Genomic DNA, 13,357 nt, shown 5'->3' with positions numbered 1-13,357 from the left:
GCAGGCCAAGCAGACCGGCACAGCATGGCAGAGCTTGATCCACTCCGGAAAGGCACCCTTGGGCTCGTCCCGCAGAGATCAGGTTCAGCCGCGCCGGCGCTCCGTCGGCCACGAGGCGCCGCAGCCTCCCATGGAGACACCGCCCTACCCGCTGCGGCCGCCGAACGCCTGGCAGAGGCACTGCGCAACCGAACCACCGTCGAGGACCCCGAACAGCTCGCGGCCGCCCTGCTGGAAGGCCAAGGCCCCTGCGGCCCCGCGCACTGGACTGCGGCCGTCGTTGGTCCTCGGACCAACAACGGCCACTACTCGTTCCGCAACCCGTCCAACCGCTTCGCCATACCGGGGGACCGCCTTGCCCAGGTGACGGCCGCACTGGCTCCCTGATCCGGACTCTCCTGGGACGAGTACCGTGTTCACCGCCTTGCTATGCGACGGTGATCGAACCGTTCATGCCGCTGCCCGGCGCGCCGTGGAACCGGCAGTGGAAGGCGAAGGTGCCCGCTGACGTCATCGGCGGCGTCGTGTAGGTATCACCGGGCTGCCCCTGGCCGACGATGACCGGCGAGTTCGGCGGTGCGCCCGCCGTGTCCCAGTCGACGCTGTGCTCGAAGCCGTCCTGGTTGACGAACCGAACCTGGTCCCCGACATGGATGGACATGCTGGACGGCACGTACTGGGCGTTCTGCATCACCACCTCGTGGGTCTGCGCTCCGCCGTTGTGGCCGCCGTTGTGGCCGCCGTCCATCGCGCACGGGACGCCCTCGGGCAGGCCGAGCGCGAGCTCCCCGCCTCGGATGATCAGGAGCGAGCCCATCATTCCGGTCATCATGTGCGCCAGCACATGGCAGTGCATGTGCCATTCGCCGATCGACTGGTCCTCTCCGGGGCCGCCGGCACGCATGAAGCTTCCTGTCGCACCGTCGATGGTGAAGGCCATCGAGTTGGCTGCTCCGAACACGCGCGTGTCCTCGAACTGGGAGACGGCGGCCACCTCGGGACTGGACTGGATCGTGCCCGGATCGGCTCCGTCGGGACCGAGAACCGTCCAGCGATGGCCGTGGATGTGGAAGGTGTGGGTGTCGCTGCCCATGCCGACCACGCCAAAGCGCATCCGGGTGTCGCGGCCCGCGATCATCGTCGGCGTGTTGCCGAGGAAGCTGCGGCCGTTGACCGTCATCCCCACGGCACCGTTGAGCGCGTGGAACAGCTGCAAGTACAGCGCCTTGGACGGCGGCTGCTGGTACACCGGAAGACAGATGCCGCTCGCCCTCCTCAGGTCCTCGTCGAGCTCAAGGCTCAGACCCCCGACGCGGGTGACGCGCTCCACCTTCGGCCCGCGGCCGCGGTCCCGCTCGATGTGCTCGGCCTCAGGTGCCGGCTCGTGGCCGTTCCCTTGGCGTCCGGGGGCCGCCGGCGCGCCGAGGCCCGCGAGGTGGTGCGGCAGAACGGGCAGGTCCCCCAGCGGCAGGCAGGAGCTGGCGACCGGACTACCGTTCGGTGACCCTCCCGGCAGCAGGGCGGGATCGGGTGACGTCGGGTCACCGGGGAGCCGGATGTCCACCTCGTGCTGATCGTCCGCGGGGTTGTGAATCACGACGATCCCGATCGCTCCGAGCTCGACGTTCTCCATGTCGCAGATGGAGTGATCGTGGTACAGCCAGACACCGGCCGTCGTAGGCCAGCCGAAGGTCTCCCAGCGGTAGGTGAAGGTACCGCCCGGTGGCACCCGGTCACCCTGCTTCAGGCTTCCCGAGAAGCCCGGAACCCCTGCCCAGGCGCTCGCCTCGGACGGTGGAACCGCCTGGCCCGGGTCCGGCGGTGACAACGGGTACGCGCCGTCCTGGGCCCGCTCGAACGCGAACCCGTGGGTGTGCAGACTGTGCACCCGTTTCTCGATCGGCAGCGGCATCTGCCCCATGGACCGCATGTCCATGTTGCGAAAATGCACGAGCACGGTATCTCCGACTTCACACTCGATGACCGGCCCGGGAATCGTTCCCATCGTCCCGGCATCCGTGGGATCAGGCTCGTTCAGGTCCCACGGATTCACCTTGCGATCGTCCGGGACGGTCCACGCGTCACTACCGTCCGCCTTCGCCGGCGGTTTGTACCTGCGCAGAATGAGGGCGTCCTTGACGTCGCCATTGCTGTCCCGCAGCGGATTGTGCATGGTCCGCGTCGCTGAGACCCCGGTGCCCGGCGACGTGAGCAAGACGGACACCGGAGCCTTCCCGGTGATCGCCTCGAGCGTCTGACCAGTCATCCGGTCCCTGCCGTTCGGCGACGCGTCCCAGGGACGGTTCTCCAGCTGAATCCAGTATTCGAGCGTGGCCACTACCAGTCCTCTTCTCCCCGGCGCCTGTGACGCACGTACCGCCGCGGAAGCGCCGACACCAAATCCGTCGCCAGCGGTACGCATACCAACTCACAATCTAGGAGCCATGCGTCGGGTGCGCGCGGCAGCGAGAGCAGCACACCGGACGGCAGGACAGCGGCCAGGCCCTGCCGCCAGCCGGTCCGGATCGCCTGGGCGACACATGGCTCACGCCACGCACACCGCCCCCGGCACCCGTCCCGAACAAGCCGCGCCCCCGGCGCCGGCTGCTGCTCACCCTGCTGCGGTCGCCGCCCACCTCACCAAAGCGGCCCGCTTCCGACCGGGGCGAAGAGAAGACAGGGTTGGGACACGGCGCTCGTTCTTCCGTTTCTTTCGTCCCACGGCATCCCGTGCAACCCAACTGGCGGGCGTAGCGTACGCGCCCTCCGCCGCACGCGCTCCTCGCGCACGGCGGAGGGTGGGAGGGTCAGGCGCGGTAGACGCGGACGAGCAGCTCCCGGGTGCGGGGCCCGTCGAACTCGGCCAGCCTGATGGTCTGCCACCGACCCAGGTACAGCTCGCCACCGATGATCGGGATGTGCAGCTCCGGATGGGTGGAGACCAGGGCACGGACGTGGGAGTGCCCGTTGTCACGCTCGCCGTGCAGCAGCCGTTCGTTGGGGGTGCGCGTCTTGTCGTGGGCGTAGTAGTGGTGGTCGGAGTGCGGGGCGACGCGCTCCAGGACACCCTTCAGGTCGGCGTCCAGTCCACTCTCGTTCTCGTTGGCGATCAGTCCGCAGGTGGTGTGGCCGCAGTAGATGTGCAGCGTGCCGTCGGTGACACCGGCGCCGGCGACCAGCAGGCGCAGCTCGCCCCGCCCGTCCGTTGCGGCCGCTCGTTCCATCCCGCTCGACCGCGCGCCGCACCGGCCGCACCCTGCACGGCCCCGCCGACGAAGACCAGACCGGGGCCACCCGCACGGAGGCCGCCACCGAGCCCGCCCACGCGGAGAACTCCGAACTCGGCGACCTCACCGGCCGCGCCCAACTCGGTGTCGTCGCGCAGACGGTAGAGGAAGGCCCGGCCGCTCACCGGGGCCAGGTCCGGATCCCGGTCGTCGCCGAGTCCCTCCTCGGCGTCGGGCGGTGCGAGGACGGAAACCTGCCACTGCTCAAGAGTGTCCTCGTCGTCGTACGGGTCCGCCGGATGCGCATGGTGGTACACGACACGCAAGTAGGCAGGATCACCCGGCAGTTCAGCGGCCGACGCGTGATCGGGGTCGTCCGCCAAGGCTGCTGGGGGCGTACGACACTGCGTCGTTCAATCACCATGCGGCATGATCGGTCGTATGGACTCGACGCCTGTCACCCACAGCCGGAACTGCGGCCCCGCAGAGCACTCCGCGGAGCGGGCATGAAGCGCGGTGCCCGCATGCCCACGGTAAGCGTGTGGGTCGTCCGCAAGGGCAGAGCCCCAGTTCGGGCTTCGTTCCGCCCACTGCTCGGGGCGCAACGGCGCCAGGTACCAATGCCCGCGGACACCGAACTGCTGGAGCACTTGAGCGGGTTGGCGGCCGGTCGCACCCGGCGGGCTCCCCATGTCGCCACCGGGCCCCAGGGCCTGCACTTCTGCCGGCCGGAAACACCCGGGGCCGTCCCGGTGACAGGTTCCGTGGCCGGGTATGCCAAGACGTTCCATGATCTCGTACGGCGGGCCAACCGCATGCTCTCCCGCACCGGCACACCGGCCGGCGAACAAGAAGAGGAGACCGCAGCGAAGGCGAGGGCCATGCGCATCGGCAACGACCGCCGAGCTGCGGCCCTGCGGACGCCCGCACAGTCCCCACTGCCGGACTCGTCCAGTGTGCGGGCACTCTCCGGCGGTCTCCCCGGCCAAGGCCGCCGATCTCACGGATAGACCACCGACCAGGCCGACCCCCCGCTACCTCGTCACGGATTGGGTGGCCGACCGGCCTGACCGTATGTCGTCGCGTCAGGAAGCCGTCCGAGGAACACCCGAGAGGACGGAGAGGGCCGGAGCCCGACCGTCCCGGGAGCGGTGCCCTGTTGGGGTGGTGGCACGAGTGAACGCAAGCCCTACCCAAGCGACTTGACGAACGAGCAGGGCTCGCCTACGGGATCCTGATACTGCACCGGCGCCTGGTTCGCGAGTACGAGCACCGCCCGTCCTCCTCCGCCTCCCGACCCGCCCCTCCTCGCCCGGTCTGCCGAAGCACCCGGACCACGCGCGCATCCTCACCGTCCTCAACGAGGCCGCCGCCCCCCCTTCGGGCCCGTGGCGCCTGCGAAGTCCTCGACCACGAACTCCTGGCGAAGACCATCGAAGGCACCCGGGCCAAGCCGAAACGCCTCGTCAAGCTTGACGTCCTCACCGAGATGGGCATCGGCTGCTTCACCACGAAGCAGTAGCCAACCGAACGCCGGCCACCGGAAGTCCCACCCCAAGCTCATCCCGAACCGGACATCAACTCACGAACCGCCCCCTCAGAGGTTGAACGTGGCGGTCACCGGCGAGTGGTCGGAGGGCTTGCCGTGCGGGGCGGCCGGCCGTGCGCCTGTCACACTCGGGAGCTTGCCGTTGCCCGTGGAGACCTTGTCGAACTTCGCGAGCAGCGAGTGGCTGATCAGGATGTGGTCGATGAGTTCCGGCTGACCCTCGAAGATCCGGGAGAAGCCTCCCTGTTCCAGGATGTGCGGGGCGAGGTTCCACAGCCGCTTCGCGTCACCCTGGTCGGGGTGGTCGAAGCCGCTGGTGCCGATCTGCGATCCGGGAGGCCCGTAGAGGATCTGGGTCGTGGCGGCCTCCCAGCCGTCGTTGAAGTCGCCCAGCACGATCACGTCTCGGTTGGTGCCGTCGCCCTGCAGCAGCTGATCGGCGAGGTCCCGCATCGTGACGGCCTCCGCTGCGCGGCGGAAGAGCGCGTACGCGGCGAACCGGGCCCGCAGGCCCTCGTCGTTGGTGCTGTGCTGGTTGCCCGGGAACGTGAGCAGTTTCGACTTCAGGTGACAGACTGCCACGTTCAGGCTCTGCCCCGGCGCCGGTTCGACGCGTACGGCCAGGCCGCCACGGCCCATCTCGCCGATCGTGCTGCCGTCGTCACCGACCTGCACCGCCCCGAGATGTGCCGGGAACGCCACGCGCTGCTGAACGTCCAGAAGCGGCCAGCGACTGAGGACACCGACCCGGATGCCCCGAACGTCGGGGTGGTCCGAGATGGCGGTGTGCCACGTACCCGGGAGCTTGGCCACCAGATCGTCCAGCGCCTCCTGGCTGCCGACCTCCTGCACACCGAGCAGATCCGGCGCGAGATCGCTGATCACCCCCGCGAGTGCATCGACCTTCGCGTCGTACGTTGCCTGATCCTTCGCGGCACATTTATTGGCGTCGGGTGCGGCGCCCGCCGGCAGCGGCCGGCAGAAGTTCTCCAGGTTCCACGTCCCGATGATGCTCACAAGCTGCTCCCGTCGTCGTTGGCCAGGCCGGCATCAGTCTTTGGGTCGCACCCGAACGGGGTCGAGAAGTCAGGCCGGACACGCCCGCACATTCACCCCCTCTCAGGAGTTCTCCGATGGACGGACAAGAAGCGCGCCGGGCACTTCTGCCGATCCGTCGGAACAGAGCGGCGCCAGGCGGCGCGGAGAACTGATCCGGAGGGACGACTCCATGACCCGCTACTGCGTCGATCCCGACCAGCACGACCGCTACCTGGGGCCGGAGTCGTGTCCGCGGCGGCTCAGAGCGATGTGGCCGTCAGCGGCTGGTAGCCGGAGAGCTGTCCGGTGATCCGGGCGGTGTAGACGTGCCCGGCCGGGTTCGCCGGCACCGTGAACGTACCGGCGCGTGCCTCGGCGATCGGGGCGCCGTTGTCGAGCCACTGGTACCGGTGGCAGGCGCCCGCGGTCCAGTTGGTCGGGACGGCGGTGAGGGTCTGCCCGGCACTCGGGGTGCCGCTGACGGTCGCGGTGCCCTGCTGGGTCGGCAGCGGTGTCGCGTTACTCCCGGACGGGTTCGTCAGCGTGACGGTGATCTGCGCGGTGCCGTTCACGGCTCCGGTCGCGTCCGCGTGGACGGTGAGGCCGCCCCCGGTGCAGGTCTCCGCGGCCCGGAGCGCGAACTGGCGCGGCGGGGTGGCCTGGATGATCGGCTGCAGGACCGGCTGGCTGTTCCCGCCCGACAGGACCTATGTCACACATCGTCACATCATGTGCAGTCGAAGCACGTTGGAACCGGAGCGACAGCATCCGGCCAGCCCGTGGGAGGTGGACCTCCTCCCGCCTCGTGGCACCCCGGAGCAGCCCCGAAAGACACAGCCACCTGCGGCGCGGCAACGCCCCACATGGGCCGGAGCCCGGCCGACGTCCCGGAACGGGCCCCGCCCTCCATCACCTGGTCTCCATGGGGATCCGGGTGGAGTCGGATCCGTTGGAGACGGCTTGTGCAGGATGTTCCCGACCTACGGCGGAGGTCGCCCGGGAAGCGGAGTGAGCACGGCCTGTTTTCACAGTCACACACAGCGTGATCCCGTTCTAGACTCCGTGGCCGTTGCCAGCAGCCACCGATCGGAAGGAACCGTCGTGAGTGCTCCCACCGACTCGAACGTGCCGGCCGTCGCCGAGGACGCCTACGTCTTCGGCTATCCCCTGGTCCTGATGGACCTCACCCGGCAGGTCATGACGAACGCCACCACGGCGACCAGCTTCCAGGCGCCGACCAACCAGTTCTGTCTCTCGCCGCTGCCCACGCCCGACAACAAAGCCGTCGTGCGCCCGAACGTGGACACCCTGTATGCCACCGCCTGGCTCGACCTCGGCCCCGAGCCCATGGTGCTGTCCGTGCCGCCGATGACCGACCGCTACTGGCTCATGCAGATCCTCGACAACTGGACCAACACCACGCACGACCCCAGCAGCACCAACACCGCCGCCACGGACGTGCCCCTGGTGTACGTCATCACCGGCCCCGGCTGGACCGGCAGCGTGCCGAACGGGACCACGCAGCTGGCCATGCCCACCGACACCGCCTGGATCGCCGGCCGCATCGAGGTCCACGACGACGCCGACCAGGCCAACGCCCAGGACCTGCAGAATCAGCTCGGCCTCGTCCCGCTCAGCGACTGGAACAGCGGCTCCTACACGCCGCCCGACGGCGTCTTCGACCCCTCCATCGACATGGTCACCGCGACCGACCAGCAGATCGCCGCCCTCCGCGGCCGGGACTTCTTCAACCGCCTGTGCGGCCTGCTCGCCGTCAACCCGACCACCCCCGACGACGCCGCCGCCATGGCCGAGTTCGCCACCGTCGGCATCGTCCCCGGCGGCAACGTCTACGCCCTCTCCGACGCGGACCTGGACGCCGCAGCCGCCGCCGGCCAAGCCCGCATCCAGGGCCACACCGGCCCCGACCCCGTCAACGGCTGGAGGTTCGCCACCACCGACATCGGCGCCTACGGCACCGACTACGACCAGCGCGCCTACATCGCGATGACCGCCCTGGGCGCCAACCTCCCCACCGACGCCGTCTACCCGACCACCGGCGTCAGCGCCGACGACCACGCGGCCCACGCCGCCTTCACCGTCACCTTCCCCGCCGGCCAGACCCCGCCCGCCGACGCGTTCTGGTCGCTGACCGCCTACGACGCCGACGGGTTCCTCATCGACAACCCCGCCGGCATCTACTCGATCGGCCACCACACCACCCCCGTCACGGACCCGGACACCGGCGACACCGTCCTGCTCGTCCAGGCCCAGGACCCGGGCGCCCCGCTCAACCGGACCAACTGGCTGCCCCTCGCCGCCGACGGCGCCTTCACCCTCACCCTGCGCCTGTACGCCCCCGCCGACGCCGCGCTCGACGGCACCTGGCAGCCCCCGGCCCTGCTGCCCGCCGACTGATCCCCGACGCCCACCGACCGGAGGGGCGAGAGCAGATGGACCCGATCGATCAGCAGACCCTGTACGGACGCGCGTTCCAGGCCGTGATCTGGGGCATGCCCGCCGTCAACTACCGCCTCATGTACGACGCCGGCGTCGCCGCCGGCATGAGCGGCGAGAACCAGATCGTCTGGTGGCCGGGCCGCATGACCTGGCAGAACCAGAGCCTCACCCCCAACCCCGACGTCGTCTACGTCATGGCGTTCTTCACCACCGCCGACGGCCCCGTCGTGCTGGAGGTCCCGCCCGCCGACACCGGCACCATCAACGGCAGCGTCATGAACTACTGGCAGGCCGCGATCGAGGACGTCGGCCCCGCCGGCCTCGACGCCGGCGGCAGCGCCAAGTACCTGATCCTGCCGACGACCGCGGCGTCACCTACACCTTCGGCTTCTTCTCCACCCGCCACCTCGGCACCGGCCAGTCCTACCTGATGGCCATCGACGACGCCGACGGCAACCCCTTCGACGGGCAAGGCAGCTATCGCCTCACCGTCACCGCCGACGTCCCGGTCAGCCAGTACTGGTCGGTGACCGTCTACGACCGCGGCACCCACACCTTCATCCAGGGCTCCGACCGACTCAGCCGCTCCTCCCTGGACCCCGACCTCACCGTCAACCCGGACGGCACCGTCGACCTCTACTTCGGCCCCCAGGCACCCGCCGGACACGAGACCAACTGGATCCCCACTCACTCCACCGACTTCGAAGTCATGCTCCGCCTCTACGGCCCGACCTCCGCCTTCTCCGACAAGACCTGGACCCTGCCCGACATCCAGCTCCTGCCCTGAGGCTCCCGTCCGTCCCCGGCCGTCCCGACCGGGCCGGCCGGGGTGCCGATTCACCGCTGCCGTCCGTGGGAGCGGCGTCCCTCCGTCTCCCGGTGATCCTGTTCGCACCGCCGCGCCCGGCACGCGGTACCGTCCGACCTCGACAAGGTCGACGCGCTGCAACGGCGGGTCACTTCCCGCACTGTCGCCGCCTGTCGGGTCGATCGTCGTTGGACACTTCGGTGATCCAGCGACAAAAGGACAACGGGTGAGCAGGGCAGGCCGCGCCGGACGCTGGCGGCCACGGTGGAGTGGATGCCGGCGCACCTGCCGATCACGACCGCAGTCCGCCTTCCCTTTGCCACTTCCCAAGGGAGAACCGCAGGTCAGAATGGGTCTTCCTCTGCCGGTGGTCGCTCGGTGGTCGCCGAAGCTGCACAGAATGGGAGGCAAGACCGACGCGCCCGACCCTTTCGAGGCGATCACCACGCGCAGCACACCCGTTCCCGAGCGGGGCCGTGTCCATCGGCGCTGCGGCCCCCACCCCGCTGCCCATCACCGCCATCGAGCGCCTGGACGAGCGGAACCAGGGGCGGGAATCGGAGCGCGACAGAAATCCGTGGAACGGGCACGTGCGAGCGGCCCCGAACCAGTTGCTCCGATTGGCACAGCGCTCGCCAGGCGGCTGAAAGGATTCGCCCCACGGAAATCCGGTCCATTCTTCCCCTGTCGCGGTTTCGCCTCTCACACGATTGAGGGATTGAGGCCAGTAAAGTCCTCTTGCCCGTCCCCGCCGAATAAAATGCCAGAGAATCAAGGGGATTTCCGCGGGTTCCTTGCACACGGCTCAAGCTCACGCGAGCCTCGCTGAGCACCGGTTTCGGTGCGACTCACTCGGTGGCCCTGCCGCGCCGCTGCGCCTCTCCGAGAGGGCCACCCCTGGCTGCTGCGGCCCGGCAAGGGCATGCGGTGCAACGTGTCGTCCGACCGATCGTCGAAGGGAGGTGAAGCATGATCAAACAGCTCTGGGGGCCGGTGTTCGACCTGGTGGGCGACGGCGGCTTCAACGCCGCCACGTTCAGTTGGTTCACTCTCAAGGTCGGCAACCTCATCGAGATGGGCCTGGTTGTGCTGATCTTCGTTGCCGGCATGTTCATCAAGCTGCCCGGCGGCAAAACGGAGCCGCCGGAGGACGCGCGATGACCGGCCGGACCGTCATCTCCCGAGATGCAGCCGCCGGGAATGCCCGGTGAGCGGCGGCGGTGCCGCCCCGGGCGGCCGGGGACCGGACCCGACCACGAACACCACGGGTGCCGAAGGGTTCTCGTGGAAGCGTCCAAGCCCGTGGCTGCGGGCCTACCTGGTACGGAACCTCCCGCTGCGCAAGTTGCTGCCCGACCGGGAGCCGGCATTCGTTTCCTCGGTGCTCTACACCATGGGGGTGTTGACGCTCGCGGCACTCATCATCACGGTCGTCAGCGGCGTGATCATCGCACTGGGTGGGGTGTCGTTCTGGCACACAAACACCTTCGGCGCTTTTATGAACAGCATTCATTTCTGGGGCGTGCAGGCCATGTTCTTGTTCATGGCCGTCCACTTCATGACGAGCTTCTTCACCATGGGCTGGCGCGGCGGGCGCGGTTGGACGTGGATCACCGGTGTCCTCGCCTTCATTGTGAGCATCCTGACTGCTTTCACCGGCTTCTTGATGATGACGAACTGGGACAGCCAGTGGATCGGCCAGCAGGCCAAGGACGCGTTCAACGCACTCGGCATCGGTTCGATCTGGAACGTGATGAACGCAGGTCAGCAGTTCACCATGCACATGGTCGTCACCGTCGCCGTGCTGCTGTTCATCGTCCTGGTGCACATCGGCCTGATCCGACGCAGGGGCGTCGCGCCGCCACCTGGGGCGGAAGCACTGGAGGTGCCCGACGAGCCGGCCCGAACCGCGGTCCGGGGCTGAGGAGGCAAGGATGGCAGCACCCGCGCAGGAGCCGGGCACCACTCGCACCAAGCACCACGCGCTCGCCACCTGGCAAGGCCCCGAACGCCGCTTCGATCTCATCGCCGAGGGCACTGTCGCGGTGGTCGTCGTCGCCCTGCTGTGCGTACTTGCCGCAAGCCTGTGGGGTTCCCCGAACGGTGGTCTGACCTATCCCAATGGCCCGACCTCCCCACCCGGGCAGGCGTTCAGCGCCAAGTACTGGGACACCAACGACCCCTCCGACCTGACTCAGACGGCGGTGCAGGAGCTGCTCGGTGGGAGCAAGACGGCCGGGTACGGCCCGCCGTTCAACACCACCTCCGGGGCATCACAGGAGATCGCCGGGATCCGCCCGGCGGAGATCGCGAAATCGGTCTTCGGCCTGACCCTGCCGATCAACACCGCCGACGACTTCGTCCTGGCCCCGGTCTCCCGGCTCGCCGCGCCCTTCGACCCCGCCGTCGCGGCGGCCGTCAGTCAGTACAAGGCCGCCGGCGGCGACCTCTCACCGGGCGCAGCGGCGACCCGGATCGCATCGCCTCAGCAGACGATCTGGCTCAACAATTACGCCAAGGCGCTGGCCGACCCGAGCGCGACGTTCACCCCCACCTCCGCCACGGTGGGCCCGGGCGACTACGGACCTGTCCCGGTGATCATCCAGGCGGAACAGCTGATCGCTCAGAACGGCAGCCTCGACGGCTATTTCCAGAGCAGTGATCAGCAGCTGAGCACCAACACCACGAAAGCGGCCATGTTCTTCGGTGACGGCAACCTCTGGGCCGACATCGCGACGGCGCAGGGCGTCGCGGGTGACCAGTGGGGCGTCATGAACGAACTGTGGAACTACCCCGGGCAGGTCTGGCTCTGGCTGTATGCCGGCATGTACCAGATTCCTGCGCTCAACCCTTCCGGAAACGCCAATCTCGACCTCGATGTCGGGCTGCTCATGATCTTGCTCGGCTTCCTGCTGCCGACGTTCGCGCCATGGATTCCGGGCATCAATCGCATTCCACGCTGGATCCCCCTCTACAAGATCATCTACCGGGACTACTACCGCAGCACCGGCGGTGGCCATCCACCCGCCGAGACGTCCGACGAGCCAGGTCCCGCCCCGTCGAGCCCCACGACATGACTGAGCCCGGATGGAGCCCCTGAACGACAATGCCACCAGCCCTCGCCGGAGCCGGGCGCCGGCTCGACGCCGGCGGGGGCTAGCCGGAGCCGGGCGACGGCTCGACGCCGGCCCGGGGCGAGTCTGGCGCACGTCCGACGCCTGTTGGCGTTCCGATGGTGCCGCTGATGAAGTGCAGCAGAGCCGTCTCCGCGGGGTCGGTGGCCGGACCGCGAAATCGCCGGACGGAGCGCGCGGCGCACCAGATTGACGGCGGGCGCGGCGGTCGTCCTGGATCCGCATCCGAGCGCCGTGGGCCGCTGGCAGGTGACCCGGGCCGGCGCCGTGAACTCCTGGCGGCCCGCCGCGAGCAGCCCGACGGAGCGAACTCCCAGTCGTCGCGGCGGCCTGACCAAACCGGCGAATCCACCCGGTCAGGCCGCGTCCTTGCCTGCGGCTGAACGATCACCTCACGGGGATCGGAGGGACATCCGGATCTACTCCGCTATTTCCCGGGCCCTGCACGCGGTAGCGGCCACCGCCGATCGGCGGCGAATGACCGGCCCGAGTCCTGCGGGCCACATGGTCTCGTCCGACCCGATCACAGCGGGGAGCACGGCATAATGCGTGAAACGCGTGCCCGAGTCCGCCTGCCAATCACCCAGATTGGCATCACTCAGGTTCGCGCTGGTCAGCCTTCGGTTGACCTCCGTGACGGCGCGCACCTCCAGCGCGGACACCCGGGCGGCATCGAGCAGGCCCTGTCATCGTTCGGCGGCGTCAGCGGACGAAGATCCGGTGCGGGGTGTTCGTGGTGGTGGGCTGGTCGCGGTCCACGCGGACGCCCGAATAGGTCTTTGCCCCGTTGCGTACGCCGAAGCTGGCGGCCACGGCCAACAAGCCGGTCACGCCTGCCAAGCCGGCACCGGCGCCGCTGCCGCCGATGAGGCAAGCGATGACAACAAGGCCGATCCCCGCCACGAGCAGGAGCCAGCCGAGCGTGCTGCGGGTCCGCTGCTTCTGCGCGGCGGTCGGCTCGGATTCCAGCACGACCCTGATGGGAACGCGGCAGTCTCCGCACACTACGTCGAGAACCACGGACCCCGTTTCCGGGCGTCGGCTCGCGCCGAGCGGGAACAGGTGCCACTGCGACCGATAGGTCGTGCTGCGCAGCCCCTCGGTGCGGGTCATGCTCGTTCGGTGGCCCAGGCGAAACTGT

Annotated in this window: 11 protein-coding genes; 6 read left to right on the top strand and 5 right to left on the bottom strand. The window is 69.0% G+C overall.

Annotated features, from left to right (window positions below; all coding sequences use genetic code 11):
* Positions 1-427: 427 nt before the first annotated feature.
* The 4 genes from ACZ6R9_RS13900 to ACZ6R9_RS13885 all read right to left on the bottom strand — a co-directional run bounded on the left by ACZ6R9_RS13900 (position 428) and on the right by ACZ6R9_RS13885 (position 6,386).
* On the bottom strand, positions 428-2,338 hold the full coding sequence (locus ACZ6R9_RS13900) for a multicopper oxidase domain-containing protein (RefSeq protein WP_465538327.1): 1,911 nt from the start codon (positions 2,336-2,338) through the stop codon (positions 428-430).
* A 469-nt stretch (positions 2,339-2,807) separates the two neighbouring features.
* The gene (locus tag ACZ6R9_RS13895) at positions 2,808-3,224 is read right to left on the bottom strand and encodes a secondary thiamine-phosphate synthase enzyme YjbQ (RefSeq protein WP_465538326.1); all 417 of its coding nucleotides are present in this window, start codon (positions 3,222-3,224) and stop codon (positions 2,808-2,810) included.
* Between the two features lie 1,600 nt (positions 3,225-4,824).
* A complete protein-coding gene (locus ACZ6R9_RS13890; protein ID WP_380478217.1) occupies positions 4,825-5,793 on the bottom strand; it encodes an endonuclease/exonuclease/phosphatase family protein in 969 nt (322 codons plus the stop codon).
* 281 nt (positions 5,794-6,074) lie between these two features.
* On the bottom strand, positions 6,075-6,386 hold the full coding sequence (locus ACZ6R9_RS13885; protein WP_465538325.1) for a hypothetical protein: 312 nt from the start codon (positions 6,384-6,386) through the stop codon (positions 6,075-6,077).
* A 529-nt stretch (positions 6,387-6,915) separates the two neighbouring features.
* Here ACZ6R9_RS13885 and ACZ6R9_RS13880 point away from each other — a divergent pair.
* From ACZ6R9_RS13880 to ACZ6R9_RS13855, 6 genes are all read left to right on the top strand, one after another.
* The gene (locus ACZ6R9_RS13880; RefSeq protein WP_465538324.1) at positions 6,916-8,232 is read left to right on the top strand and encodes a DUF1254 domain-containing protein; all 1,317 of its coding nucleotides are present in this window, start codon (positions 6,916-6,918) and stop codon (positions 8,230-8,232) included.
* Positions 8,233-8,267: 35 nt separating this feature from the next.
* Entirely contained in the window at positions 8,268-8,705 is a 438-nt protein-coding gene (locus tag ACZ6R9_RS13875) for a DUF1254 domain-containing protein (protein WP_465538323.1), read from the top strand.
* Positions 8,705-9,061 carry a DUF1214 domain-containing protein gene (locus ACZ6R9_RS13870; protein ID WP_380478220.1) on the top strand — a complete coding sequence of 119 codons (357 nt, stop codon included), beginning with the start codon at positions 8,705-8,707 and terminating at the stop codon, positions 9,059-9,061. Before ACZ6R9_RS13875 ends, ACZ6R9_RS13870 begins: the two co-directional genes overlap by 1 nt.
* 990 nt (positions 9,062-10,051) lie before the next feature.
* Positions 10,052-10,243: a hypothetical protein gene (locus ACZ6R9_RS13865; RefSeq protein WP_380478221.1), complete on the top strand. Its 192-nt coding sequence runs from the start codon at positions 10,052-10,054 to the stop codon at positions 10,241-10,243.
* Positions 10,244-10,289: 46 nt separating this feature from the next.
* On the top strand, positions 10,290-11,006 hold the full coding sequence (locus ACZ6R9_RS13860; RefSeq protein ID WP_380478222.1) for a cytochrome b N-terminal domain-containing protein: 717 nt from the start codon (positions 10,290-10,292) through the stop codon (positions 11,004-11,006).
* A gap of 10 nt (positions 11,007-11,016) precedes the next feature.
* Positions 11,017-12,159, top strand: coding sequence for a hypothetical protein (locus tag ACZ6R9_RS13855; protein WP_465538322.1), 1,143 nt, complete (start codon positions 11,017-11,019; stop codon positions 12,157-12,159).
* Between the two features lie 759 nt (positions 12,160-12,918).
* Here the strand turns inward: ACZ6R9_RS13855 and ACZ6R9_RS13850 are convergent.
* The gene (locus ACZ6R9_RS13850) at positions 12,919-13,329 is read right to left on the bottom strand and encodes a hypothetical protein (protein ID WP_465538321.1); all 411 of its coding nucleotides are present in this window, start codon (positions 13,327-13,329) and stop codon (positions 12,919-12,921) included.
* Positions 13,330-13,357 lie beyond the last annotated feature (28 nt).

The sequence above is a fragment of the Kitasatospora sp. NPDC048662 genome (assembly GCF_055587065.1).
This window is presented reverse-complemented; position numbering and strand designations above follow the sequence as displayed.